The organism is Pseudochelatococcus sp. B33 (assembly GCF_053570585.1).
Genome location: NZ_JBSEFH010000042.1, coordinates 1 through 25,618, shown reverse-complemented (window position 1 = coordinate 25,618; position 25,618 = coordinate 1). Strand labels below are relative to the sequence as shown.

Sequence of the window (25,618 nt, the reverse complement as noted above, 5' to 3'; positions counted from 1 at the left end):
GACCCGGGTGACGGGATCGTCTGCCGTGACGGCGGCGGACGCGACCGCGCGGCGATCCATGAGGAGATCACTGCTGCGATCATCGGCTTTCTGGCACAATCCCTGCCTCCCCGCTGACCGGGGTCCTGACCTTCGACCGTTCCCCGTTGCGCCACCCGCTGGGCGTGGTGCCCGCGATGCGCAAAAACTCCCGGTTGAAGTTCGATTTCGTCTGGAAGCCGCAGTCGAACATGATCGTCGTCACGGGGCGGTCTGTCTGCACGAGAAGGTCCATCGCCTCGCGGATCCGCCATTCGTTGATGGCCTGCGACACGTTCCGGCCGAGCTTGCGGTTGATCGCGCCGGAAACCTGCCGGGCGGGAATGCCAAGGCGGCGCGAGAGCCGGTCCAGCGTCAGATCCGGATCGCGATAAAGTTTGCGTTCGGCCATGAGCCGATCGACCTCGGCGAGGACATGGTCGTCGTCGGGGCCGGGCGCATCTGGCCCGGTCTCGGTGTCGACGGCGGCAATCGGGGGCGCGGCTTCGGCTAGGGGCGCACTGCGGGCCATCACCACCGTGGCCCAGGCGAGCAGCGGCAGCACCATCATGTTCCCCGCGCTGACGATCCGGCTGGCATGGCTGCCGTCGCCGAGACCGAAATCCAGCGCGATGGCCAGGTCGACAAGTCCCGACAACAGGAGCAGCGCACCTGCAAGCGCGGCCGCCCTGCCTGCCTGCGGCGCTTCGCTCAGTCGTGCACCCGCAAGGCTGTCCGGCCCGGCGAGGCCGCGTCGCAGGAGCAGCGCCCCATAACCGAAGAACAGGATGGCCAGCAAGGCATCGATCGGCGGGTGCAACCACGGCCAGAGGGCCGAGAGAGCGAGCACCAATCCAGCAGGCAGGAAATGGGGCCACACCGGACCTTGCATCGTCCCGCGCAATCCCGAAAAGCAGAGCCACGCAGCAGGAGGCAGCAGCGCCGCCACCACCGGCTGCAGGAAGCGGAAAATTTTGGCCTCGAAGGTCCAGCGCAGGCCGACAATGACCACCAGCGCTATACAGGCACAGAGAAAGACGATGACCGGCCGCCGGCCGCTGTCGTTTCGCGCCACGACAAGGCAGAGCAGGACGGCCAGCAGCAACGCAATCACGAAGGGCGGCGGGAGGGAGATCATGCATTACCACTATCGCCGTTTACGAGATCCCGCAAAGGACCCTGACCCCACACGCCTCGGCGGCGTCTTCAACGCCGATGCTTGTCGCGCCACCAACATGATCGGCCCATAGCTGCCGCTGCGCAATCCCTCGACCGGAGGCCGCTTTGCGCCCCCATCTCAGTCGCTCGGCGGCTTCTGCCGTCATCTCCGAAGCGGACATCGGCTAAGGCCGAATTATTGGCTCTACTTGCGCCACGAGCCGACGCTTGTCCGAGGGCGGGACGAGGGCGCTAGACCGCCATGTCCAGCGAGCATATGAGGCGAAGCTGCTGGACAACTGCATCCACAGGCGATTCCAATCTTGGCTGTTCCGCTACTGCCGGTCGTTTCCTATATTTGCCAACGATGTCGAAAACTGGGCCTACGAAATCAAAAACAATTGCGCTGCGCACTCTTGCGACGGGGGGCGGCAACGCAACCGCGTCGGGGATCAACTTCCAGCAGAGTCTCGGTGGCTTGTTCGGAATGTGGATGCTGACGGAGACGCCGATTGATCCGCGGCTTCAGCTCGGTAATGCGACGATCACTTCGATCCGCATGGAGACCGAAGCGCCGCTAGACGATGCCTTTGCAACGACCTCTGATAGCGGGGTTATCTCCGCCCAGGCCAAGAACACCCTGTCGATGTCGGATAATCTGACCAGCGAGTTTGGCAAGACAGTGGATCAGATCGTTCGCCAGTGGTGCCTGTGCCGAGACGGCGCGGGCGACCTAGGTTGGAACCGGCCCCTCGACCAAACCAAGGACCGCTTGGTGATCGCGGTCGGACCCGGTTCGCCGGCTACGACGCGGGTCAATCTAGCCAAAGCTTTGGAGGCCAGGCGGCAACCGGGCGCCCCGGTGCTCACCGCTTCAGAGACCAAGGCGCTTAGCCAGTTCGACGCCTGCGTCCGTCTCGCCTGGACGGTGTCGGCATCTGGCGAACCCCTGACTGAAGCGATCCTGCAGTCTATCTCGTGCCTGACCTACATCTATACGATCGATCCTGAGGGCGTCGATCGCTTGGCTTGGATCGCGACGCTTGCACCAGCGCTTGAAAAGGCTGCCGACGCACCGTCCGGTTTCAACCTGCTGGAGCGGATTGCCGGGGACTTGATGAGCGCCCGGGGCGGCCGGACTTTGCCCACCCTTCGCGCCGACCTTATGGCCCGCGGGGCTCGGCTCGCCGCGCGACCCGACTTCCGTAAAGATTTCGCTGCACTCACGACCTATTCCTTGCAAATCGAACAGACCTTGGCTGGCCTGGAGGTCGTCGAGGCCGAGATGGGTGTGCCAGTAGGCATCGCTCGCCACTGCCAAGCTGCGGTAAATGCGGCAGCGTTGAGCGGCAATCTACTTCTGATCGGGGAGCCCGGTGCCGGTAAGAGTGCAGTAATCAACACGCTTGGCCGTGCGCTCCGAACGCAAGGTCATGACGTCGTCCAGCTGGCAGTGGATCGGTTCTCAGTCGAATCCTTAGAAGGCCTCTCCCGCACCCTCAAGCTGGAGCATGATCTTCCCGCCGTCCTTGGCGCCTGGGACGGGCCAGAGCCGGCCTTCCTTCTGATCGACGCTCTGGACGCCAGCCGTGGCGGATCTGGCGAGGCGGCGTTTAAGCGGCTCAGCGAGTCGGTAATTGAACTTGGCGGACGCTGGACCGTGGTCGCCTCGATCCGCACATTCGATCTTCGCCTTGGGCACAATTTCCGTGCGTTGTTCAAGGGAACGCCTCCTAACAAGGCGCTTCAAGGCGACGGCTTCGACAACGTCCGGCACATCCAGGTCCCTCCTTGGTCTGAGGCCGAGTTTGCCGAACTCCTGGTGTGCGCGCCGCGCTTGGCCGACGTACTCAAGCACAGCAGCGCCAAGCTGCGCGAGTTGGCCGCGGTGCCGTTCAATACGCGACTGCTCGCGGACTTGGTAGCCACTGGTGCGGTTAGCCAGGACTTCACCGCCATCGACTCCCAGATCTCCCTGCTCGACCTTTATTGGGACCGGCGCGTCAGGGGTCACGGAGTGGCGGCTGAGGTCTGCCTCCACACCGTCGTCGAAGAGATGGTCACGAACCGAGCCCTGCGCGCTCAACGGGTTAAGGTCGCCGTTGCCAATCCGACCATCCTTGACACCCTCACTGGCGAGGGCGTGCTGGTGGTCACCAACGGAGAGCGGTCGGTGCAATTCCGCCACCATCTTCTCTTCGACTACGTCGCGAGCCGGGTGTTTCTCGATCCTGACGCCGTCGCGGCCGGCAGTGCGACCTTCCCGAAAGTCGAAGGGCTCGGCCTAGTCCTCGCACCGGCGATGGGCTTTCTGCTGCAGTCGCTATGGGCCGAGGGCGCTGCTCACGACCGTTTCTGGATGGCGGTCGGCACTCTGCTCGGCGCCGCAGACTGCGATCCGGTCATTTGCAGCATCGCTGCCCGCATGGCCGCGGAGCTGCCGGTCACGGCCGAGGACATCTATGCCTTCGCGGCGATGGTCAACGCCGGTTCCGCCGCCGCGGTCGCCGCTCTGCCGCACGTCGCGGGCGCCATGGCGGTGCGGGTGGAAGACGAGCCTAGCATCGCGCTGGCACCATGGGTCCACCTTGAGCTTCAGCTGTCGGCCGAGCCAGCGGCCATCGTAGGCGTCCTGCGCATGATGGCCTTTATGCTGATCGACCGCGTAGAGGACGCGGCCTTGCGCGCCGACCTAGGCTCCGCGGTGCGCGCGCTGCTGGCCCATGGCTACACGCTGGAGGAGTCGCAAAGCCTCGCGACGCCGGCGATCGGCTTCGTCGCTGACACCATCGCAACCGATGTTGAAGCCTCCGTCACGCTGCTGCGCCAAGCGCTCTCTCACGACCGTTTCGACCGCTTTGCACCTCAGGAGGTGCCGGCTCTCGCGCGCAAAATCGAGCCGATCGCCCATATCTCGCCGAGGTTCGCCGCAGAGGTCTACGAATGCGCGTTTGCCGGACAGGTGGCCGAAGACCGCCAGACGTCGATCGGTGACAGCCGCATCCTCAACCTGACGTCGGACGCCAGACAGGATTTCGAGTCGGCCCGATGGTCGCTGAAGGAGTACTTCCCACGCTTCCTGGCCGCATCACCTGTCGAGGCGACCGAAGCCCTGCTGCTGGCGGTCGAGGGCTACATCGCCCGGGCGCATTCTCACTCGCAGGGACTGGATGAGTTGGAGATTACAGTTGAGGAGGCTGTGGTCCGCCTACAGCCGGACTACAGCTACATTTGGGCGCATGAGCCGCACTCTGAACATGCACACGACGCCGACGAGCTTCTCTCGCAATTCCTGACCTGGCTTGAGACCGGCGACGAAGCTGGTGTTTTGGCCGCCGTGGACTTTGCGGCGTCCCGGTGTCGACTGGCGGTCTTGTGGTCGCGGCTCTTCATGGCCGGCGCTGCTCGCGGCGGCGCGTTGGCCCAGCGACTGATACCCTATGCGAAGCAGCCTGGCTTCCTGATCACGCCCGACACACGAAAGGACGCAATTGATCTCCTCGCCGTCCAGTACGACGAGCTCCCAGAAGCGGAGCGTCGCGCCCTGGAGACTGAACTCCTAAATCGCCCCTTCGATGAATACGCTCATCCCGATGCGGCAAAGGAGAGCTTCCTTCGGCGGCTTTTCGGGACGATCGGAACGGACAGCTTGGCCACAGACGCCGCCCGCGAATTGGCGATCGCGGTGCCCGAAGGCGAGACAACCAATAATCGCCTCTACAGCATGAGTGTTGGCTACGTGGATGGCGATGACGACTATCAGTGGCTGAACCAGGAAGGGAAGGCCAATCCTGCCGTTCGGGAAGCCATCGCCGACATTGATTTCGTCCGCGAGCAGCTTCGCCTGAAGGCCGGTGATAACGAACCGCCGGGCGATCTCAACGCCGCGCTCGATGCACTTGGGAAACTCAGGAGCCGGCTGACCGACGGCGCTATCCCCGATCGGAGTCTGCTCCATCACGCCGAGGGATCGTTCGCCCAGGGCATCCACAAGCTCGTCAACAGCGACCAAATCGGGACTAGTACGTTGCCTGAACTGGTAACACAGCTAGTCGAATGGATCGAGGATGCGAGCCGGCTCGGCAATCCCGAGGTCGATCCGGACACGGAGAGGAAGTTCGAAGAATCTCCATCTTGGGGCTCGCCCTCGGCCCGGTTGGAAGCGGTGCAGGCGGCGCTCGATCTCTGCCTCAAACGGCCTGAGGTCTATCCAAGCCTCGAGCCCCTGATCGACCGCATGTTGAGAGATCCCCACCCTGCCGTTCGAATGAACGCTGCGATTCATTTAGTCCGTATCTGGGACATTGATCGGGCCGGTTTCTGGACTCGCGCTACCCGGCTTGTCAAGACGGAGGCAAATCGAAGCGTTCTCGATACCTTCATGTGTAACACTCTGGTTCGGGTCCAATGGTATGACGCGGCGCGTGAGGTTGCCGATCTCGTTCTACCTTTGGTAGAACGGTTCCCTGCAAGCGATCCGCGTAACACCTCGATTCGTCAGCACTTGGTCGAGATAACGCTTCAATTCTGGTTCCGCTTCGGCTTCGAGGATGCAGCCGAACGGGTCCGCGCTTGGTTCGCACAGACGAGCGACAACGTTGAAGAGGTTCGCGACGCGATCCGATGGCTGCGGCCGACCCTCACCGTGGGGCTTCACCCCAAGGACAAGGCGGACTTCGCCGTCCAGCGCCCGCTTGCGATCAACCTCCTGGCGCAAGCCGTCTCGCAAGCGGGCAAAGCGGTGGACCACTACAAGACGTTGCCTGCGCCAGAGGAGGCTGACACGGCGCGCGCGCGCCAAGCGATGCAGATCATCGATACGGCGTGCCAGCAGCTCTATTTCAGCTCGGGCGCCTTCCAGCACGGGGACAAGAACCCTGCACCACTGACGCCAGAGAGCGCGGCGATCTTCCTGCATGAAACCGCGCCGATCCTGCGCCAGATCGGCGAGCATGGCGGGCCGTACACGGTCTATTATCTCGTCCAACTCCTCGAACAATTGATTGAGGCCGACCCCGGTGGCGTCTTTGACCTCATCGCCACGGCCGTTCTCCAGGGAGGTCAGAAGACTGGCTACCAGTTCGAGCACATGGCCGCTGAACTGATGGTCAAGCTCGTCGGGCGCTTCCTGGCCGATCACAAGGAGATCTTCGACGATTCCCAGCGCCGCACGGCCCTAGTCGACACGCTTGAGGTCTTCGTCGGCGCTGGCTGGCCGTCGATGCGCCGGCTGTTCTACCACTTGCCCAAGCTCATACAATAATCTAAGTGATGAACGTTAGCTTGACGTCTTTCTGTGCGTTCTCGCGACGCGTTGTAAGCTTTGCACCGCCAAACTGGTCGTTCGAGACCTTAAGGCGGATGCCCAAACCGGACATTGTCGAAGCGCAGAAACTCGGCGCTAATCGGTAACGTTAGAATTCGCTTCTCGCTGGCAGCGCACCTGATTTATCCTTCGGTAGAAATAAGATGAAGTGTTAAATTCCATGCGGGTCGTACCTAGGTGTCTACTTCGTTATCGCCGGAAACGGGGCGTCCAACTCTCGATGAGGCTGTCTTCATCATGTTCACTGTCATCGGAATCGTCATCCTGACCGATGCTTTTTGAAGAAAGGACTGTTAGAATCTTTTCGTAGCGCCCCAGGCCGACGGATTCCTCCCAGACGGCCGCGCGTGTAGTGCCTCCGAGCCAGTCCCGCACATCGGTCTCATCGCTCAGTCTATCGCCGGCAGAGACACGCTCCGCGTCCGCTGCGAGCGTTGCCGTCGCGGTGCCCGTCGGCAGCGGCGTACCTTTGCGAATCCAGTCCAGTTTCGGCAACGATTTCATGGCGTCCGACATGAAGCAGTAATCGATGATGCCGCCGGTGCTAACGATGACAGCGACGGCAGCATCGGACAGTTCCGCGAATCGAATGGCCGTTGCCGTGCGCGAGGTCACGCACAACTCGGCCATCTGGTTGATCGCATCCAGACCGGGATCGAACCGGTCCATCGCTTTGCGAAATGGCATTTCCGGCATCAGAAGCCCGGCAGCGAAATGATCCGCCTCCAGCGCATAAGGGTCGTTCGTCACGAATCCGGCACGCGAGACATGGATACCGTCCTTGATGACTTGGTCGATATGCCCCAGCAGGAAATAGTGGCCGAGTTCATGGCTGACGCTAAAGCGTTGAAAGCCGGGGCTCCGAATATGAGTAGCAAAGACGATGCCGAAATCATTGCCGTGCCGTAGCAGCATCCCGGACACGCCGTCATGTTCCGCGGGCTTGCCCTGGACCACGATGTCACGGCTCTCCGCAATCGCGAAAGGGTCGACCGGCAGCGTCGAAATGCCCTCATCCCGGAGGAATGCTTCCGCCGTCTGCCGGGCCAGTTTCAGGCTGAATATCCGGCTCACGGATCCCTGTCCTTCTTCGCGTTGCGCTTGGCGAGCATCTCCAGAAAGTCCTTGGCGATCTCGCGGTCGCTGCCGGTCAGCTTGCCGATGTCGCGGAAAAGGGGGTCGCCCGCCTGCGCCAGTTCCGGGCTGTCCACGCGCCCCAGCAGATAGTCCGTGGTAATCTCCAGCGCATTGGCGAGTCGCCGCAGCGAATCAAAGGACGGCTTACGGCCGGTCTCGAAATGAGCGATGGAGCTGGCCGGCATGCCGGCGCGCACGCCAAGCTGCTCTTGGCTGTAACCCCTTAATTCGCGGGCACTTTTCAGCCTTTCGCGGAAGATATCGCTGGGGCTTTCACTATCGGTCATGTCTTCTCCGTCATGATAAACTTGACGCCTGTTGACCGACGTTCTATTTTTATAGACATGTATCTCATGTCTTCCCCGACATGAGCAAGCTAAATCCGGTCGGCCCCGCCACTCCAGAAGGAACTTAAAGACATGTCCGCACCGGACCCTTTTCATAAGACTGACGCCCTCGATGAGGTGCTTCTCGATGTGGCGGCGTTGATCGAACTCAGCCCGCACGACCGCAAGGTCGCCGAAAACCGCTACCGCCGCCTCAAGACCCATCTTGAGCGCCGCGGCAGCCCGCTTGCGCCGTATCTTATCGACGGCGTCAGCCTGATCTATGCGCAGGGCTCGATCGCCACGAGCACGACCATCCTCAGCGGGACGGATGACGACCGCTTCGACGTTGACGCCATCGTCGAGATCGACGTGCCCGCCAACTGGGACAACAGCCGGGCGCTCGACCTGCTGGAAGAATCGTTGCAGGGATTTCCGGGCGTCACCAAGATCGTGCGCTGCACCCGCTGCGTGCAGCTCCAGTTTCCGTTCATGCACATGGACGTCACGATCCTCGACCGGCGGCAGCGTCTCGCCGTGGAGAGGGCCGGCGAAATTTTCCATTCGCCCGACACCGGTCCGGCGTTGCGGGTTCCGTCGAACCCGTGGGGGTTCACCAACTGGTTCCGGGGTCAGGTCGGCGTCGGTCAGGAACTCTTCGCGGAAGCCCTGCGGCGCCATCGCGGCGCGGTCTCCAAAAACCGCCTGCGCTATCTCGACGAGCAAGAGCGGCTGGTTGTCGCCAAGGCCGAGCAGCATGAGTTGCCGCCCGTCATCCCCAGTGCGATCGACGTGCAGGAGGCCGTCGCGCTCAAATTGCTGAAGCGGTACCGCAACCTGCGTTACGAGGGCTTGCCCCTGTCGCGCCCGCCTTCCATCTACCTGACTAAGCGCGCCGGCTGCGTAGGGTACATCCCGCTCGGCCTCACCGCGCAGCTCTATGCCTTGGCCGACAGCACGGCGAAGATCATGCGCCAGCATCTTGCGGACGACACCCGCCCGCGCGAAGAAAACCCCTCCTATCCGCCGGACCGCATCAATGACCGCTGGCCGCAGGCCGATGCCGCCGGCCTTGCCGACATGAACGCGCTGGCCGAAGCGCTGGAGCACCTTGCGGCACGGCTGGAATTCATGGCGAGGGCGTCGCTGACCGATATCGCCAACATGATCGACGAGTTGTTCGGCGAGCGGATCGGCCGGGAACAGCGCGCCATCCTAATGGCGCGCTACGACCGGCGGGACCGGGCGGCGCCGGTGCTTTCGGCGCCGCGCACCGGCGGCATTTACGCGCCGGCCGTCGTTGCCGCCCCGGAGCGCTTGCGTGAAGTGCCGCGCCACAATTTCCATCCCTTCATCCTCGGCACGCCGACGGACGGCCCGGATGAAGACTGACGGCGCGCGCTCGCCCGATGCCCAGCTCAAGGCGATGTCCGGCCAGTGGCCGGACTTCCAAGGGAGGAGACTGGGGGACGGTACGTTGGTATGGCGGGGGCCACTGCGGCCCAAAGCCCGCCTCTATGAAGTATTCCTCTTCTGGAAGCCGGGCGCGATGACGCTGCCCTATGTGATGGTGATCGATCCGCCGCTGGAGCCGCGGCCGGGCGGCACTTTCGCCGAAATCCCGCACCTGATCTACGATGCGAACGATCCCCCCAGCTCCGGCCTGTGCCTGTTTGATCCCGAGGGCGGCGAGTGGTCTGCCGCGCGCCTGATCGCGGAGACGACTATCCACTGGACCGCCGAATGGCTCGCCTATTACGAGCTGTGGCACCTGATGGGCGCATGGCTCGCGCCCGGTGTCGGCTACGAAAGCGTAGCGCGCATGCACGCAGCCGACGCGCAGATCATCCGGGAGGTGAAGGCCGATGTTCACTGACCGCCGCGCCAACAGCCTGCCGACCCGCCGCGTGCGCCAGCCCTGGCCGGCGGACAGGCCGTTCAAAATCCTCTCGCTCGATGGCGGCGGGATCAGGGGCATCTACACCGCCGAAATCCTGCGGCGTTGTGAAGAGAATTTCTGCGGCGGCGCGCCGCTGGCGCAGTATTTCGACATGATTGCCGGCACATCGACCGGCGGCATCATCGCCCTTGGCCTGGGGCTGGGCATACCGACCGCCGAGATCACCGGTTTCTACCACGATGACGGCCGGAAGATATTTCCGCCGCTGCCGGATGGATGGATCGGCCGGGTCCGCCGGTGCCTGCGATCCCTCAACGGCCCGAAGCTGATCCACGAAGAGTTGGAAAAGGCCCTGAAGCGCCGGTTCACCGATCATCTTCTCGGCAACTCCATGACCCGGTTGGTCATTCCGGCCTTCATGATGCCGAAGACGGAAATCGCTGTTTTCAAGACCGATCATCACAAGGACTTCAAGAACGATCACGCGACCCCGATGTGGAAAGTGGCGCGAGCAACCTCGGCAGCGCCAACGTATCTCAAGGGCCTTGAACACGAAGAAAGCGGCCGGATTTTCATCGACGGCGGCGTATGGGCCAACAATCCGATCATGGTCGCACTCATCGATGCCATCACCGCCTACGATATAGGTTTCGACCAAGTGGAGATTTTCAGCATCGGCACCGGCAATGCGCCCTTCGCCCTGCGCAAGCCCGACGTGTTCCGGGGGCTGATCGCGTGGCGAGAGGCGATCAAGGCGGCGATGTTCCTGACCACCGACAACGCGACCGCCCAGGCGAAGTTGTTGCTCGGGCCTGACCGTTGCCTGCGTATCGAGCCCGACGAAGCCGATTCGGCGATCGAGATGGACGACTATGACGAAGCGTTTGCCCGCCTGCCGGACCGGGCTGCGGAGCATTTTGAGAGCAGGCGCACCGAGATTTCCTCCTTCTTCGGGAATAAGGTGTTGCCCCGTGAGAAGCATTTTTCCGGGAAGTAGCTTATCCGTGTGTGTCTGCGGACTTGGGGGCGCACCCGGCTCTATGTTGTGCCACGCGCTCTACGGAGCCGTTTGCCTTTTCGCCCATTAGGGCGATGTTCCAATGCAAGGAAGGAGAGAAACCGGAGCGTCCCGTAGGGATAGATTGCGCGGACACAGTTATCACCCGTCCCTGCCACTCTCGGGGAGGTCCAAATAGCAACTGCTTTGTTTGAACGCAAAATCAGGTCTGCATTTTCGCTTCGCACTCCTGAAGCGGTCGACCAGCTCCCGACCTCGGTCCAGGCGTCTATTGCGAGCGAAAAGGACGGCAAGTTTCGGGCAGCGCTTGGAACAAACCGAATGGCGACAATGGGGGTCGGCAGCCGAAGGACCGCTTGTCGCTAGTCCGGGCCGAAAGCTGCCAGTCCGCAACCGGCCCCTTTTCAGCCAGTCGGCCGCGCTCCTACGAACAACCACTCTCCGGCCTTGATGACCGAAACCGAGCCATGAGCATCCGCTATGCCCTGTTCGTGGCTGGCAGTTCGCCACGCTTTCTTGCCCGCGATTGGGATTGGCGTGCTATCCGCGCGACGATGGCTTCGACTTCGCCGGGCAGCAGTCCGGCCTCGATCGCTTTTTTCACGGCCCGTCCCAATGCCAGTTCCGCTGCATCGAGATCGATCTGCAGCTCGGCCCAGGATCGCAGAAGCTTCAGACGGCTGATCTGCGGTCCACCTTCCGGAGCGGGAAACTCGCGTATCGATCTTTCGACCTCGGCAAGCAGCTGGCGCGGGTTGAAAGGGCGTGAGTGGACGATGGCGAACATCGCCGAATCCCTGCCTGCATACCAGGCGTCGCAGGTATCACGGATATCGGCGGGAATGTCGGTGCCCGGGCGCATGTCTTACTCCGATGCCTCAGATCGCAAGACCATGTTTATAAATTGAATCGGCGGCAACCTTGCACCTGTTTTTCGCCGAGACGACTTCGCCCTTCTCCCCCACTTCCGGCATCGTCAGGCGCCTGCGTTCCACCAGCCGGGTCGTGTTCCCGAAGCCACGCCAGGATGTCGCGTTTGCTGCGGAGAACGCGCCAGACATCGCCCGTGTCCGACCGTTCAACATATAATACCGGGTAAGGATACCGCCAGACTGGCATGGCGCCGCTCCGCGATCCCGAATTCATGGACATAGCGCGGCGAACCAAAAGCGGGATAGGCCGATAGCCGGGCGTAGCTCCGTTCGAGTTTCGGTTCGACGCTGGCGGCAGCGCAGCAACCCGGTCGCCATTGGATGAGCATCGAACCGGACGGCCGGCGCCGTCCGCCTGCCTGGCCCCGTCAGTAGATTGCTGACGCTATTCCTTCCGGAGAAAGCCCGCCGGCAGTTCGTCGTGTCCGTTGCGCAGGAGAAGATGCTCGGGAATGCCGTCGGGCCGCACCCTTCCCTCCGGAAGGGGCGAGATGTAGGTCCTGCCAGCCTTGCGGCGGCTGAAATCATCGCGGGCGGAAGCGCGTAGGTTTGCGTCCGTCATCAGGTCGTAGCCGACACCTGCCATGACCGCGGCTGACCAGATCGAGCCCTTGTCGCCGATACTCGTGCCCCCGCACGCGGTCACCGGCCAGGTGTGCAGTCCGACGCCGATCGGCATGGTTGCTAGCGCGAAGATGGCCGTGGGCGTGTTGTGGCTGACGTCGCCCACATCGGTCGAGCCGCCGGTGGTGATTTCGGGCAGCGCCGGGAGAACCGCCGACGTCGATCCCCGTTTTCGCCACGACCTCGCGTGCCGCGCGGACAACTGTGCGCCATAAATCCTCGGGATCGTGTTCGACGAGGCCGGATGCGGGATAGATCTGCGGGAATTCATGCTGCACCGCGCCGACGGCGCGCGCATCCGCGTCGAAAACGATGGCCCGGGACGAGGTGGTGCCCTGATCGATCGCCAGAATATAAGGCATGAGCCTCCCCGATACCGTTCCTGCCGCCGGATTGCCCGCAAGCCCTGCGGCTTGCATGCCCCTTGCTTCTTATCATCCTGTATACACGCTCCTGTCGGGTAGACCCCGTCCGTTTTTCAGGAGCGCCAGCCGGCGACGTTCATGGCGAGGCCCATGAGAATCGCCCGCATGCCGATGGCCAGGAAACACATATACCAGCACTCATGCTGGCGCGTAAAAACACGGGCGACCTCTCGCGGTCTGTCGAATGCCGCCGCCACACGTGCATTGAAACAATCACCATCTGATGCTAGATTTGATGCCGATATCGGGGGAATCCAGATGCGTTCGACAATCAACATCGATGACCGTCTTATCGAGAAGGCACGGTCGTTGACCGGTGTCCAGGAAACGAATGCAATCGTGCGCAAGGCTCTTGAGACGCTCGTACGGGTGGAGGCCGGCAAGCGACTGATTGCGCTCGGCGGCACGATGCCCGATGCGGAAGCCGCGCCTCGTCGCCGGAGCACGATCGAAAAGTGATCCTCGTCGATACCTCTGTCTGGATCGACCACCTTCGGCGGTCAGATAGCGATCTGCGCCAGATCATCGAGTTGGACATCCTCGTCTGCCATCCATTCGTGACGGGTGAACTCGCACTTGGCAGTCCGCATGACCGCAAGGAGTTCCTGTCGTTTCTGGCTCTCCAGCGGCAGGCCACGGTTGCCACGCACGACGAGGTCATGCATGTCGTGGAGCGCCACCAACTGCACAGCATGGGCATCGGCTACACCGACGTCCATCTGCTCGCCTCGACGTTGATCGACGCGCGCATGGAGCTCTTCACCCGCGACAAGAGACTTATCGGCGCAGCCCGGAAAGCCGGTATCCGCCTGCATGCTCCGCCAACGGCCGTGAATTGATGTCACCAACAAGGTGCGCGGCGTCCTGCTCCTGTTCAATCCGGCGACCTTGGCTTGAGGATCAGCAGGTGTTGGCGGCGGGTGGACTCGTGGAGGACGGAAGCCAATGGCGCGGGATCCTGGACCGCAGGGGCATGAAGGTGGCGGTGTTGTCTCTCGATCAGGGACCACGCAAGGACATGCTCATTGTCTTCGAGCCTGGATAGCGGGCAGCGCGATCTTTTCCGGGTCAGGCTCGACCAGATCGTCACATGAACCATGCGCTCGCCCGGCTTGCCCGGGTACGCGATGGATCACGAGCACAGGGCTTCTCGATATAAGCAACCTCATCGGTGGCTGGTCGACGGATCCGCCGCCAGCGGCGCTGGTGGCATTCGTAAATGCACGGTGTACGAGTCCGGCGCACGACAACAAGACTCAGAAGAGGACTGCCACCTTGATGATCTGATCGAGTCGAATATTTCCGCCGCACTCGAATCCGAGGGGGAGGGGTATCCCATACCGAAGATGAAGTCCGCACCACTCGCGGGGGCTTCCGCCTGACGACGACCGTGGGCGGCGCCCTGACCGGGCGCGGCGGTTCGATCATCATTATCGATGACGCCATGAAGGCGGGTGACGCAAGGTCCGACCTGCTCAGGCAGAATACCAATGACTGGTTCGACGAAACGTTGCTTCCCCGCCTCGATGAAAAGCTCAACGACGCCATCATCCTCGTCATGCAGCGCCTCCATGTGGACGATCTGGTCGGGCATGTGCTCAAGGCCGGAGGCTGGACCCATCTCAACCTCGCAGCCATCGCCGCCAAGGACATGCGGGTGTCCATCGGCGAGGGCCTCTTCCATTTCCACTCGGCTGGCGACCTGCTCCACCCGGAGCGGGAGCCGCAAAGCGTGCTGGACGAATTGCGCGCCGCCATGGGATCCGCCGCCTTCTCGGCGCAATATCTGCAGGAGCCCGTGCCGGCCAGCGGCAACCTCGTCCAATGGGAATGGTTTGGAACATGGACCCGTCTCCCCGAGAGAAGGGGCTATCAGGCCAGGATCGTGCAGAGCTGGGATACGGCTTCCAAGGCCACCGAGTTGAACGATTACTCGGTCGGGGTCACCGCCCTCATTCACAAGGCCGCCATCTATACCCGGACCACCACGTTCGTCGCCAGCAGACGTCCCCAAGCCTGGCCGCGAGAATATCGTCTCGGTGACGACAGGGTCGGCGAATACACCGCCAATGGAAATGGAAGTCAGCGTTGCGGCAGGTATAATGGCGTTACGCAACGTATGCACCAATAGAATGCGCCGCTTCGAGGGGCCTTTCGGACGCAGGAAATCGGCGTAGGGAGACCGCGGATTATATTCGAGAAAGCGAAGCGCGGCCTGGGCATGGCGACGGTCAGCTTGAGGGTGAGCGTGATCCACGGCAGCACGAGTTCCCTGAAACCGGAGCCATATCTCGGGCGGCGGAAATCGCCTGCGCTGCCAGCGCGTATCCGCCGTCCGCGCCGTCGATGAAATGGACATGGCTCTGCGGTTCCGACGCCGGCATGAAGCAGGTCATCAGCGCGGACTGCTGGCGGTGCAGCCCGTGGACGATGATGCCCTCCCTATTCGCTTGGCTGAGAAGTTCCTCGATCCGCCGGGATCGTTCGGAGTCGATGTCGATGGTCATTTTCAGGCCGTCGTCGAACTTCCGGAAATCCGAATGCACCGCGAGCGATGCGGGTGTGTGCGCGGACGCGGCGGGGAAGGCCTTGAGGAGCAAGCGCGCCGGCCAAAGGGCAAGGGTTTGCGCGAGAATGGCGATGCGGACAGCCCATCGCCACCTCGGCCGGGAGACCGCCTTCGCCTCCCGTTCGATCGACGCCAGCGAGAGATGGGGAAGGGGACCGCCCGTCGGGACGGGATGTCCGGACCTCGCCTCTTCTCCGGCAATCGCGATGATGCCCGAAACGAGCCGCTCGAACCGTCCTTCCCCCGCATTTGGCCCGGGAAGGACGATCAGGGACAATATTTCGCCGTGGCGCGGGGCGATCGGGCGCCACCGGCATTGAAGGCCGGTGAGATCGGGCCGCGAGCCCGCCGCCGCGGCGGCGATCCCGTAGCGGCCGAGCTTCATCTGCCGCTCGGCCCATTCGGCCCCGCCGCCGGAAAACGTCGCGAAGGATACCGCTTCTCCGGGTGCGTATCGGCCTATGCGCACGTCGAGGCCGTGCCGGCGTATCTCGGAAAGGGGCACGATGGCGGCCCGGACGTCGAGCTGCATCTCGTCGCGCGCCCATGCCCTGAGGTTGCCTAGGGCTCTTGCCGCATCGGGCACCATGTCGCCGGCGATGGCGACGACCGCGCCGTCGCCACCGAAGACATAGGGCAACGCATGACTGTCCAGCGCGTTGCAGACGGCGGCGATCGCGGAAGCGCCGACCATGTTGACGCTCCGGTAGCGGCCGTTGCGGATCGCGTCCGTCGAGTTCACGACGTCGGCCACGGCAAGCGCCCAGCCGTCCGGCACCGGCGTGTAGTGGCTCCTGTCAAGGACTTCCGCGAAGTCGCTGAAGGCGGGCAGTCCGCTGAAGAAGCCTTCCGCCCCCGGATCGGCAGGCTGCATGTCAAGTGCTCTTTCCGGCTGCATGGCTTATGGCCGCGGTGCAGAGGCGAGCCCGGCAACGAGTGTCGCGATCGCGGATGGTTCGTGCGGGTTGCTGTCCCACGCGCACGGCAACGCGGCGAGCGCGGCCACCGCGAGGGCTATGACGAACATACGCATGGCGTTCTCCTTGATCTTGCACTTTCGCTGTCGTCATGACGCCAGCCGCCACGACGCGGCGGGAGATATCACGCGGCCGGGGCCGGCATGAAGATGGCCTTGGTCTCGAGGAATGCCTCGAGACCCTCCGGCCCGCCTTCGCGGCCCACGCCGGAGAACTTGCGCCCGCCGAACGGCACCGACGGCGCGAGTTCGACGCCGTTGATGCCGACCTGGCCGGTCCGGATCCGGCGGGCGACGCGGTAGGCGCGCTCGGCGTCCCGGCTGTAGACGCTGCCGCTCAGTCCGAGCTCGCTATCGTTGGCGATGCGGATTGCATCCTCCTCATCATCATAGCCCAGTATCGTGACGACCGGCCCGAAGATTTCCTCGCGCGCGATCGTCATGTCGGCGGTCACGTCCGCGAATACCGTGGGATCGATGAAGAAGCCGCGCTCGAAGCGCGTGCTGCGGCCGCCTCCCGTCACGACGCGGCCGCCCTGCCGGACGCCGAGGTCGATGTACCGGAGGACGCGGTTGGACTGGCGCGCGTTGAGAACCGGGCCGACCTGCGTCTGCGGATCCCAGGGATCGCCGATCCTGAGGCCGTCGACGATCCGGACGTAGGCATCGATCACCTCGTCCATGCGGGCCATCGGCGCCAGGATGCGTGTTTGCGCGAAGCAGATCTGGCCAGCAAAGGGCATCGTGAAAGGGGCCAGCGCCGGCAGGGCCGCGGAGAGATCGGCGTCGTCGAGCAGTATTGCTGCCGATTTCCCGCCAAGCTCCAGCGTGACCCGCGCCATACGGTCGGCCGCCGCGGCGCCGATTTGCCGGCCGGCCGGCACGCTTCCCGTGAAACTGACCTTGTCCACGAGGGACGAGGCCACGAGGTAGACGCTCTCGTCGCGGTCCGCAGTGACCACGTTGACGACGCCGGCGGGAATCCCGGCCTCCTCGGCGCATTCGGCCACGATGAGCCCCTCGACCGGGCTCTCCACCGGCGATTTCAGGATGCAGGTGCAGCCGGCCGCAAGCGCCGCCCCGAGCTTGTGGGCCATGATCGGGAATGTCGCGTTCCACGGCGAAATAAGCGCCGCGACACCGACGGGTTCGCGCCGGACCCGCGCATGGCCGCGGGCTGTGGGCCGCCGGTCCTCGAACAGATAGTGCGCGGCAAGCGCCGCATAATAGTCGTATCGCGCGAGCCCAGTTCGGACGAGATTGCCGGCGAAGGAGATCGGCGCACCGACCTGCGCAGTGCACAGCCGGGCCAACAGATCCGCACGCGCCGTCAGGCGTTCGACCAGCCGCTTCATCGCCTGCGAACGCTCCGCGCCGCTCATGCGCGGCCACGGACCGGTGTCGAACGCGGCGCGGGCGGCGGCGACGGCGCGGTCCATGTCATTCGTGTCCGCGAGCGGTACATCGAAAAGCACGTCCTCTGTCGCCGGATGGACGACCGCGACGCGCTGGCCCGAGTGGCCACGGATCCACTCACCGCCGACGTAGAAACGCTCGAGGACGTTCTGTGAAAGCTCTGCCTTGATATCGGGCATCATTGGATCTCCTTCTGTCCGGCGGAGAGTGATGCGGGCACGTATCCCGGCTATGTCCGGATGGCGGGATAACGTATCCGAATGTAGGGGCACGGTTGCCGGTCAGTCCGACACCGCTTTTGCCGCCTCCGCGATCAGCGCCGCGACGTCGCCCGGCTGCGCGGCATAGACTGCGTGGCTTGCCGCCACCTCGCGGATCCGGCTTCCCGCGCGGCGGGCCATGTCCCGTTCGAGATCGGGATTGATCGACTGATCCCGGGTGGCGACGAGCGCCCAGCTCGGCCGGGATTTCCAGGCCGGCTCGCCGACCCTGGCCGTGAACGCGGCCTGCGCCGCGAACACCTGCGATCGGGCGAGGAAATCCGCATCGGTTCGGGGCAGGTCGGCGGCGAAGGCGTCGGCGAATGCCGCCGGGTCGAGGTAGAGATAGCCGTCGTCCGTCGCCCGGATGGTGTCCGGCCGCGCGCCGGCGACGGGCTTGCTCCCGGCGAGCGCGGCGAGGCTCTCGCCCTTTTCGGGCTGGAACGCCGCGACGTAGACGAGGGCCGCGACCTTGTCGTCGTCGCCCGCGTCGCTGATGACCATGCCGCCATAGCTGTGCCCGACGAGCACGGTCGGGCCGTCCTGCAGCGACAGGACGCGGCGCGCCGCAGCGACATCGTCCTGAAGGGACGTCAGCGGCTGCTGCACGACCGAGACCCTGTAGCCTTCGGCGGTCAGGATATCCGAGACCTTGCGCCAGCCGGAGCCATCGGCAAAGGCGCCGTGGACGATGACGACATTCCGGACCTCAGCGGCGGAGGCTGGCGATGCGGCGCCCGCCGTCGACAATGCAAGCCCCATCAAGGCAATCGAAAGGGAGCGGGGGATCATGCGGTTATCCTTTCATGATTTGGCATGGCGACGATCGCGGTGACAGCCGGTCGTCCGTCGGTTACGGCGCGAGCCGCGTGAAGACGAAGTCGTGTCCTTTCACCCGCGCTTCGTGGCAGGCGAAGCAGGTCCGATGCTGCGCTTCGTCCACCGGCTTCCCGTCGATGAACCGGCCGAACCCCCAGCCTCCGGTCGCCACGTACCTTTTCGAGTCCTTGACCATGATCTGGACCGTGGTGGCCGCGCCGGGAATGGAGGCGGGTTCGAATTCGGGCGACGGGATGTGCTTCCAGGCGAGCTTCGCGAGGACGGTTCCGTCCGGGAACGGCAGTGTTCCCCGGCGGTAAGCCTCAATCGCGATGGTGTTGCCGAGAACCGCCCGAAGCTCGTTCAGAGGCTCCGCCTCCTCCGCCGGCGCGATCAGTTCCCATTGCCGGTAGCCTTCGGGAATCGTGACGCCGAAGATCGGCGACGCATCCGTGTTATCCTGAGCGCTTTCGGCGTTGAGCGCCACGACCGCCGCAAGCGCGATCATCGCGGCCGCAAGAGAAGCAGGAACGAGCAGTCGCATGGGATGCCTCCATTCAGGCCGGGCGTCAGAAGCCGTCGACGTCGATGACGGCCTGGGCGAAGGCGCGGGGGGCTTCCTGCGGCAGGTTGTGCCCAACGCCACCCGTGATGACCCGGTGCGCGTACCTGCCGGAAAATTTCTTGGCGTAGGCGCCGGCGTCCGGATGCGGCGCGCCGTTGGCGTCGCCCTCCAGCGTGATCGCGGGCACGCCGATGACGGGGCCACGGGCGAGGCGTTTTTCCAGTTCGTCGTATTGCGGCTCGCCTGCCGCCAGTCCCAGCCGCCAGCGGTAATTGTGGATCACGATGTCGACGTGGTCCGGATTGTCGAAGGAGGCCGCGCTGCGCGCGAACGTCGCCTCGTCGAAGTCCCAGCGTGGCGAGGCGAGCCGCCAGATGAGCCGGGCGAAGTCGTGCGTGTATTGCGCGTAGCCCGCCCGGCCGCGCTCCGTGGCGAAGTAGAACTGATACCACCATTCGAGTTCGGCCTGAGGCGGCAGGGGCTTCCGGTTGGCTTCCTGGCTGCCGATCAGATAGCCGCTGACGGATACGAGCCCCTTGCAGCGTTCTGGCCAGAGCGCCGCGACGATGTCGGCGGTCCGTGCTCCCCAGTCATAGCCGGCGACGATGGCCTGTTCGATGTTCAGGGCGTCCATCAGGGCGACGATATCGGCGGCGAGCGCCGCCTGCTGGCCGTTCCGGGGTGTCGTGTCCGACAGGAAGCGCGTGGTGCCATTGCCGCGCAGATGGGGAATAATCGCGCGGTATCCCGCCGATGCCAACAGCGGCGCGACCTCGACATAGCTGTGGATGTCGTAAGGCCAGCCGTGCATGAGGAGGACCGGGGTTCCGTCCGCCGGCCCCTCCTCGGCGTAGCCGATATTCAGCACGCCGGCGTCGATCTGCCTCAATCCGGTGAAGGAAGTCCCTGCACCGACGGATGCTTTGCTGCCCGCCTGCGCATTTGCGCCGCCGGTCGTGCCGAACTGCGCGAGGGCGATCGTCGCAGCGGCGACGCCGAAGAGGCTCCGGCGGCGGTGGTCGATTTTTTCGGGGTCTTTGATCGTGTCCATTTCGGTTGTCTCCTTGAGTGAACCGCCGTTGCCGTCAGGGCTCGACCAGATCGATCGCGACGTCGACGTTGCCGCGCGTGGCCTTCGAATACGGGCAGGTCTGGTGCGCGGTCTCGACGATCGTTCGGGCGATGTCGCGGTCGATGCCGGGCAGGCTCACGTTGAGGCGGGCGTGCAGGAAGTAGGCGCCGTCGGTGATATTGAGGTCCACCTCGGCGTCGATCGCCACGTCGTCGGGAAGGGTGACGTTGAGCTTGCGGGCGGCGATCGCCATCGCTCCCTCGAAGCAGGCCGACCAGCCGGCGGCGAAGAGCTGCTCCGGATTGGTGCCCGTGCCGGCGCTGCCGGGGGAGGAGAGCCGGATGTCCAGCCGCCCGTCGGAACTGCGCGCCCGGCCGTCGCGGCCGCCCGTTGTGTGAACCTTGCCGGTGTAGAGGACCTTTTCGGTCTGGGTCATGGTCTCGTGCTCCTTGCTGAGGATTTGATCGATCAGCGCAGCGACCTGAATGCCGCGCGGATTTCGGCGCTGAAGAGTTCGGGTTCTTCCCACGCGGCGAAGTGGCCGCCCTTGTCGACCTTGTTGAAATAGATCAGGTTGTGATAGGCGCGTTCCGCCCAGCTCCTCGGCGCCTGATAGATCTCGCCGGGAAACACCGAGATCGCCGCGGGGATTGCGACGTCGACGGCGTTGAAATTGTTGGCGTTGTTTTCCCAGTAAAGACGCGCGCCGGAGGTCGCGGTGCCGGTGAACCAGTAGAGCGAGATGTCGTCGAGCATCTCGTCCTTCGTCAACGACCGCTCAGGATCGCCGCCGCTGTAGGTCCAGTCGGCGAACTTGTCGTAGAACCACGCCGCCAGCCCGACGGGCGAGTCGTTGAGCGCATAGCCGATGGTCTGCGGCCGGGTGACCATCATCAGCGCGTAACCGCCGCCCTTCCTGTAGAGGGCATCCATCTGCCCGTAGGCGGCCTTCTCCTCGGCCGAAAGTCCGGCCGGCGCCGGCTCGCCGGCGAGCAGCGCCTTCGCGATCTCCGGCGGAACGGTCGCGGGCATGTTGACGTGGATGCCAAGCAGTCCCTTGTGTCCCTGGCGGGCCATGACGTCGGAGATGACGGAGCCCCAGTCGCCGCCTTGCGAGACGTAGCGCGTGTAGCCAAGACGCCGCATCAGTTCGTGCCAGGCGCGGCCGATGCGGTCGGGCCCCCAGCCGGTCTCCGCCGGCCTGCCCGAGAAGCCGTAGCCCGGCATCGACGGTACGACCAGATGGAAGGCGTCGTCGGCGTTTCCGCCATGCGCAGCGGGATCGGTGAGCGGGCCGATGACTTTCAGCAGTTCGAAGACTGAACCCGGCCAGCCGTGGGTCATGATCAACGGCAGGGCGTTCGCGTGGCGGGAGCGGACGTGAATGAAGTGAATGTCGAGCCCGTCGATTTCGGTGACGAACTGCGGGAAGGCGTTCAGCTTCGCCTCTGCCTTTCGCCAGTCGTATCCGGTGCCCCAGTAATCCACGAGTTCCCTGAGCTTCGCGGACTGCGCGCCCTGGGACCGGTCGGCGACCGTCTCGCGGTCCGGCCAGCGTGTCGCCGCCACGCGGCGACGAAGCGCGTCGATTTCCGCTTGCGGAATGTCGGCGCGGAACGGGCGGATGGTGCTGTCGCTTCCGGCAATGGCCTTGCCGAGAGGCAGCGCGCTGATAGCTCCGATGGCAGCCGCCCCTGCGAGAAGGGCGCGGCGGGTGGTCGGATAGGGCAACGCCGGCATGATCGTTCTCCTGTGGTCGTTCGGCAGAGAGGTTCCTGCCGTCCAGACCCTAGAGGGAGATCGCCCAGGGCACCCGTTATGCGTTATGATGTGCCGTTAGCGCCTGCCCGCAGCCGCAAGTCCGGCCGGGAAGCCGTGAGGGATGACGTCATGACATTGCCGGAGGAGCGGGAGACCGACGCGATCTCGTTCGGTCCGTTCACGCTGGTCGTGCACGAGCGGCTCCTCCTGCGGGAGGGCGGGCCGGTGGAATTGGGCGCGCGCGCCTTCGACATTCTTGCCGCGCTCGCCACGCGCCCCAACGAGATCGTCGGCAAGAAGGATCTGCTGGCCCGCGTATGGCCCGACGTTACCGTCGAGGAAGGCAGTCTGCGGTTCCACATCGCCAACCTCAGGAAGGCGCTGGGCGACGGCAGGGACGGCGCGCGCTACATCGCCACGCTGGCGGGACGGGGGTACTGCTTCGTGGCGCCCATCTCGCGTACTGGTCGCCGGGAGGGATCGCAGGCGGAAGTCGCGACGAGCTATCCGCAGGTGAGCCTTCCTGGCCGCCTGACACGCATGGTCGGGCGGGCGGAGGACGCCGCCGCGCTGTCGACGCAATTGGCCGCCACGCGCTTCGTCACCATCGTCGGCACCGGCGGGGTCGGCAAGACGACCGTCGCCGTGGCGGTGGGGCACGACCTGATCGAGGGATTCGCCGGCGCGGTGCATTTCGTCGATCTCGGCGCGCTGCGCGATCCCGATCTGGTCGCGACGACCGCGGCCTCCATGCTCGGGCTGTCTTTGCAGCCGGATGACGCCGTGTCCGGCCTGATCGCCTGGCTGGCGGAAAAGCGCGTCCTCCTGATCCTCGATACCTGCGAGCACGTCATCGACGTTGCCGCAGACCTTGCAGCCCGCATCTACGCCGCCGCACCGCAGGCCCACATTCTGGCGACGAGCCGCGAGCCTCTCCACGTCGAAGGCGAGCACGTCTACATGCTGGCGCCGCTCGCATACCCGCCGGACGATCCGGACCTCACCCCGGCGATCGCGCAGAGTTTCCCGGCGACGCGGCTGTTCGTGGAGCGCGCCGTGGCGAGCGGCGCCCGTCTCGACCTCGATGATGCCGATGCCGCGCTGGTGGCTGGCATTTGCCGGAAACTCGACGGCGTGCCGCTCGCGATCGAACTAGCGGCCGGCCGGGTGGTGAGCTACGGCCTGCAGAAGACGGCAGCGCTTCTCGACGAACGCCTGACCTTGCTCTGGCCGGGCCAGCGCACGGCGCCGGCGCGCCAGAAAACCCTGCAAGCCACGCTGGACTGGAGCTACGGCCTCCTGTCCGCCTTCGAGCGGCTGCTGCTGCGCCGGCTCGCCGTGTTCGTCGGCCACTTCTCGATTGAGGCAGCACTCGCGGTCGCGACGAGCGCCAGCGTCGACGACGTGCTCGTTTTCGCTGCCATCGACAGCCTTGTCGCCAAGTCGATGGTCGCGGCGAGGCCGGCAGGGGCCACGATGCGCTACCGGCTGCTCGACACGACGCGCGCCTACGCGCTCCAGCGCGAGGCCGACGATACGGAACTCTCGGATGTCGCCACGCGCCACGCGGCCTACTACCTGCGCTGGCTGGAAGAGACGGGAACCGAGTGGCCGACACTGTCGAGCGCGGCCCAGCGGGCGCTGCATCTCGATGGACTCGCCAACGTGCGCACGGCTCTGGAATGGTGCTTCGGACCCGGCGGCGATGCCGGGCTTGGCATCCGGCTCGCCGCCGCGGCGGCCCCGGTGTTCCTGTCGATGTCCCTGCTGACCGAATGTCATCGCTGGACCGCCCGGGCGATCCTTGCGCTCGACGACGCCACGAGCGGTGTGGGCGAGGAGATGCATCTGGAGGAAATGCATCTACAGGCCGCCTCGGGCGTCTCCCTGATGTTCACGCGGGGTGGGCGGGATGCCGCGCGCGTGGCCCTGAACCGGAGCTTCGCCATTGCCGAGGCGCGCAAGGATGCGCTCGACCAGATTCAGGTTCTGGGCCCGCTGCAGATGTTCCATCTGCGTACCGGAGAGTTCAGGACGGCGTTGCACTATGCGGAGCGTTGCGCCGTCATCGCCGGCAGGCTGGAGGATTCCGCCTCCACCACGCTGGCGCATTCGCTGATGGGAATTTCACTTCATCTCGGCGGAGAACTCGACCGCGCACAGGGTGCGCTCGAAGCCGCATTGCGACAGGGACCATATTCTGGCCGAGTCACGACGAACTATCTTGGCTTCGACGGCAGGATACTGGCCGGCGCGATCCTTGCCCGGACGTTCTGGCTGCGCGGCCGTCCCGATCGGGCGGTTGAGCGCGCGCTGCTGACGGTCGGGGAAGCGGAAGCCCTCGGCCATCCGCTGACGCTCTCCATCGCCCTGGTCTGGGCCGTTTCCGTGCTACTCTGGGTCGGTGACCTCGACAGGGCGGACATGCATATCGATCGCCTGTTTTCGCGCGCCGCGCTCCACTCCCTGGACCCCTATCTCGCGGTGGGGCGCGGGTTCAGGGGCGAGATCGCCATCTGCCGGGGCGACGCGGCAAGCGGGGTCGAGAGCCTGCAACGCGCTCTTGAGGAACTGCATGCGGCGCCCTACGAGCTGCTCGGCACGCCGCTGAGCATCGCCCTCGTTCAGGGTCTTGCCGCAACGGCTCGGTTCAGCGAGGCCGTCGCGCTGATCGATGAGACGATCCTGACGGTCGAGACCAACGGCGATCTCTGCTACATGCCCGAGCTGTTGCGTGTGAAGGGCGATCTCGCTCTCGCGATCACGCAGCCGGGCGCCGGCGACGCAGAACGTTATTTCAGGCGCTCGCTCGAACTTGCCCGCCGCCAGGATGCACGGGCATGGGAGTTTCGTACGTCGATCGATCTCGCCGCCCTGCTGGCTGGCCGCGGTGAAGGCGAAGGCGCACGGGCGCTCCTCCAGCCGCTGGTCGAACGATACCCGCAGGGCATCGACACCGCCGATCTGCGATCAGCCGTGCATCAGCTTGCGGCGCTGGGTTAGCCCCGCCGAACGGCGGGGGTGCTCGTTTCAGCCGAAGGTGAAGGCGTAGGCCTCGACGCCGGGGTCGAGGAACCGGATCTCGAATGTGCGGGCCTTGACGTCCCCGGACTGGCGCACGAGCTGGTACAGCCTCGTCTCCGTCACTGTGCCGTTTCCGTCGGCGTCGGTGTCGAAACCGTGATCGGCTTGCGGGGCTGCGCCGTCGACGGTCACCCGGAAGCGCACCGGCTTGCCGCTCTCGCCGGGCCCCAGAACGAGATGCAGGTCGCGGGCGCTGAAGCGAAAGGCGATGCCGCCGCCCGCCTTGTCGAGC

General features: G+C 64.6%; 22 protein-coding genes and 2 pseudogenes. 7 read left to right on the top strand and 17 right to left on the bottom strand.

Annotated elements, in window-relative coordinates:
• Positions 1-79 precede the first annotated feature (79 nt).
• Complete coding sequence (locus ACUSIJ_RS28165) at positions 80-1,156, bottom strand: helix-turn-helix domain-containing protein (protein WP_449311736.1); 1,077 nt, start codon at positions 1,154-1,156, stop codon at positions 80-82.
• 513 nt (positions 1,157-1,669) lie between these two features.
• Here ACUSIJ_RS28165 and ACUSIJ_RS28160 point away from each other — a divergent pair.
• Complete coding sequence (locus tag ACUSIJ_RS28160; RefSeq protein WP_449311735.1) at positions 1,670-6,439, top strand: hypothetical protein; 4,770 nt, start codon at positions 1,670-1,672, stop codon at positions 6,437-6,439.
• A 252-nt stretch (positions 6,440-6,691) separates the two neighbouring features.
• On the opposite strand, the gene ACUSIJ_RS28155 is transcribed toward ACUSIJ_RS28160, so the two are convergent.
• Positions 6,692-7,576, bottom strand: coding sequence for an ImmA/IrrE family metallo-endopeptidase (locus ACUSIJ_RS28155; RefSeq protein WP_449311734.1), 885 nt, complete (start codon positions 7,574-7,576; stop codon positions 6,692-6,694).
• Positions 7,573-7,926: a helix-turn-helix domain-containing protein gene (locus tag ACUSIJ_RS28150; RefSeq protein ID WP_449311733.1), complete on the bottom strand. Its 354-nt coding sequence runs from the start codon at positions 7,924-7,926 to the stop codon at positions 7,573-7,575. The genes ACUSIJ_RS28155 and ACUSIJ_RS28150 overlap by 4 nt, the downstream gene beginning before the upstream one ends.
• Positions 7,927-8,058: 132 nt before the next feature.
• On the opposite strand from ACUSIJ_RS28150, the gene ACUSIJ_RS28145 reads away from it, so the two are divergent.
• The 3 genes from ACUSIJ_RS28145 to ACUSIJ_RS28135 are packed head-to-tail and all read left to right on the top strand — an operon-like array spanning position 8,059 to position 10,862.
• On the top strand, positions 8,059-9,357 hold the full coding sequence (locus tag ACUSIJ_RS28145) for a nucleotidyltransferase domain-containing protein (RefSeq protein WP_449311732.1): 1,299 nt from the start codon (positions 8,059-8,061) through the stop codon (positions 9,355-9,357).
• A complete protein-coding gene (locus tag ACUSIJ_RS28140; RefSeq protein WP_449311731.1) occupies positions 9,347-9,841 on the top strand; it encodes a hypothetical protein in 495 nt (164 codons plus the stop codon). The genes ACUSIJ_RS28145 and ACUSIJ_RS28140 overlap by 11 nt, the downstream gene beginning before the upstream one ends.
• Positions 9,842-9,872: 31 nt before the next feature.
• Positions 9,873-10,862, top strand: a complete 990-nt coding sequence (locus ACUSIJ_RS28135; protein ID WP_449311730.1) for a CBASS cGAMP-activated phospholipase — start codon at positions 9,873-9,875, stop codon at positions 10,860-10,862.
• Positions 10,863-11,361: 499 nt separating this feature from the next.
• Here the strand turns inward: ACUSIJ_RS28135 and ACUSIJ_RS28130 are convergent, their stop codons facing one another.
• From ACUSIJ_RS28130 to ACUSIJ_RS28115, 4 genes and pseudogenes are all read right to left on the bottom strand, one after another.
• Positions 11,362-11,670, bottom strand: coding sequence for a hypothetical protein (locus ACUSIJ_RS28130; protein ID WP_449311729.1), 309 nt, complete (start codon positions 11,668-11,670; stop codon positions 11,362-11,364).
• A gap of 91 nt (positions 11,671-11,761) precedes the next feature.
• On the bottom strand, positions 11,762-11,944 hold the full coding sequence (locus tag ACUSIJ_RS28125; protein ID WP_449311728.1) for a hypothetical protein: 183 nt from the start codon (positions 11,942-11,944) through the stop codon (positions 11,762-11,764).
• A 256-nt stretch (positions 11,945-12,200) separates the two neighbouring features.
• Complete coding sequence (locus tag ACUSIJ_RS28120) at positions 12,201-12,641, bottom strand: hypothetical protein (protein WP_449311740.1); 441 nt, start codon at positions 12,639-12,641, stop codon at positions 12,201-12,203.
• Positions 12,601-12,801, bottom strand: a pseudogene (locus tag ACUSIJ_RS28115) (FGGY family carbohydrate kinase); the annotation flags it as partial. The gene ACUSIJ_RS28120 and the pseudogene ACUSIJ_RS28115, both read right to left, overlap by 41 nt.
• A gap of 321 nt (positions 12,802-13,122) precedes the next feature.
• On the opposite strand from ACUSIJ_RS28115, the gene ACUSIJ_RS28110 reads away from it, so the two are divergent.
• Together ACUSIJ_RS28110 and ACUSIJ_RS28105 are read left to right on the top strand one after the other, a co-directional pair.
• A complete protein-coding gene (locus ACUSIJ_RS28110) occupies positions 13,123-13,323 on the top strand; it encodes a type II toxin-antitoxin system VapB family antitoxin (protein WP_449311739.1) in 201 nt (66 codons plus the stop codon).
• A complete protein-coding gene (locus tag ACUSIJ_RS28105) occupies positions 13,320-13,703 on the top strand; it encodes a type II toxin-antitoxin system VapC family toxin (protein WP_449311727.1) in 384 nt (127 codons plus the stop codon). The genes ACUSIJ_RS28110 and ACUSIJ_RS28105 overlap by 4 nt, the downstream gene beginning before the upstream one ends.
• A 326-nt stretch (positions 13,704-14,029) precedes the next feature.
• Here ACUSIJ_RS28105 and ACUSIJ_RS28100 read toward each other — a convergent pair whose 3' ends face one another.
• The 9 genes from ACUSIJ_RS28100 to ACUSIJ_RS28060 all read right to left on the bottom strand — a co-directional run bounded on the left by ACUSIJ_RS28100 (position 14,030) and on the right by ACUSIJ_RS28060 (position 22,281).
• Positions 14,030-14,989 (bottom strand): hypothetical protein, encoded by a 960-nt coding sequence (locus ACUSIJ_RS28100; RefSeq protein ID WP_449311738.1) that lies wholly within the window; start codon positions 14,987-14,989, stop codon positions 14,030-14,032.
• Positions 14,990-15,095: 106 nt separating this feature from the next.
• A complete protein-coding gene (locus tag ACUSIJ_RS28095) occupies positions 15,096-16,307 on the bottom strand; it encodes a DUF3095 domain-containing protein (protein ID WP_449311726.1) in 1,212 nt (403 codons plus the stop codon).
• Between the two features lie 27 nt (positions 16,308-16,334).
• A complete protein-coding gene (locus ACUSIJ_RS28090) occupies positions 16,335-16,466 on the bottom strand; it encodes a hypothetical protein (protein WP_449311725.1) in 132 nt (43 codons plus the stop codon).
• Between the two features lie 68 nt (positions 16,467-16,534).
• Positions 16,535-18,007 (bottom strand): aldehyde dehydrogenase, encoded by a 1,473-nt coding sequence (locus tag ACUSIJ_RS28085; RefSeq protein WP_449311724.1) that lies wholly within the window; start codon positions 18,005-18,007, stop codon positions 16,535-16,537.
• A gap of 99 nt (positions 18,008-18,106) precedes the next feature.
• Entirely contained in the window at positions 18,107-18,877 is a 771-nt protein-coding gene (locus ACUSIJ_RS28080) for an alpha/beta fold hydrolase (protein ID WP_449311723.1), read from the bottom strand.
• 61 nt (positions 18,878-18,938) lie between these two features.
• Positions 18,939-19,412: a cytochrome P460 family protein gene (locus ACUSIJ_RS28075; RefSeq protein WP_449311737.1), complete on the bottom strand. Its 474-nt coding sequence runs from the start codon at positions 19,410-19,412 to the stop codon at positions 18,939-18,941.
• 61 nt (positions 19,413-19,473) lie between these two features.
• Entirely contained in the window at positions 19,474-20,520 is a 1,047-nt protein-coding gene (locus ACUSIJ_RS28070) for an alpha/beta fold hydrolase (protein ID WP_449311722.1), read from the bottom strand.
• Between the two features lie 34 nt (positions 20,521-20,554).
• Entirely contained in the window at positions 20,555-20,977 is a 423-nt protein-coding gene (locus tag ACUSIJ_RS28065; protein ID WP_449311721.1) for an organic hydroperoxide resistance protein, read from the bottom strand.
• A gap of 32 nt (positions 20,978-21,009) precedes the next feature.
• On the bottom strand, positions 21,010-22,281 hold the full coding sequence (locus ACUSIJ_RS28060) for an epoxide hydrolase family protein (protein WP_449311720.1): 1,272 nt from the start codon (positions 22,279-22,281) through the stop codon (positions 21,010-21,012).
• A gap of 150 nt (positions 22,282-22,431) precedes the next feature.
• Between ACUSIJ_RS28060 and ACUSIJ_RS28055 the strand changes: the two genes are divergently transcribed.
• Positions 22,432-25,305, top strand: coding sequence for an ATP-binding protein (locus tag ACUSIJ_RS28055; protein WP_449311719.1), 2,874 nt, complete (start codon positions 22,432-22,434; stop codon positions 25,303-25,305).
• Positions 25,306-25,332: 27 nt separating this feature from the next.
• Here ACUSIJ_RS28055 and ACUSIJ_RS28050 read toward each other — a convergent pair.
• Positions 25,333-25,618 (bottom strand): annotated as a pseudogene (locus tag ACUSIJ_RS28050) (cytochrome c biogenesis protein DipZ); the annotation flags it as partial.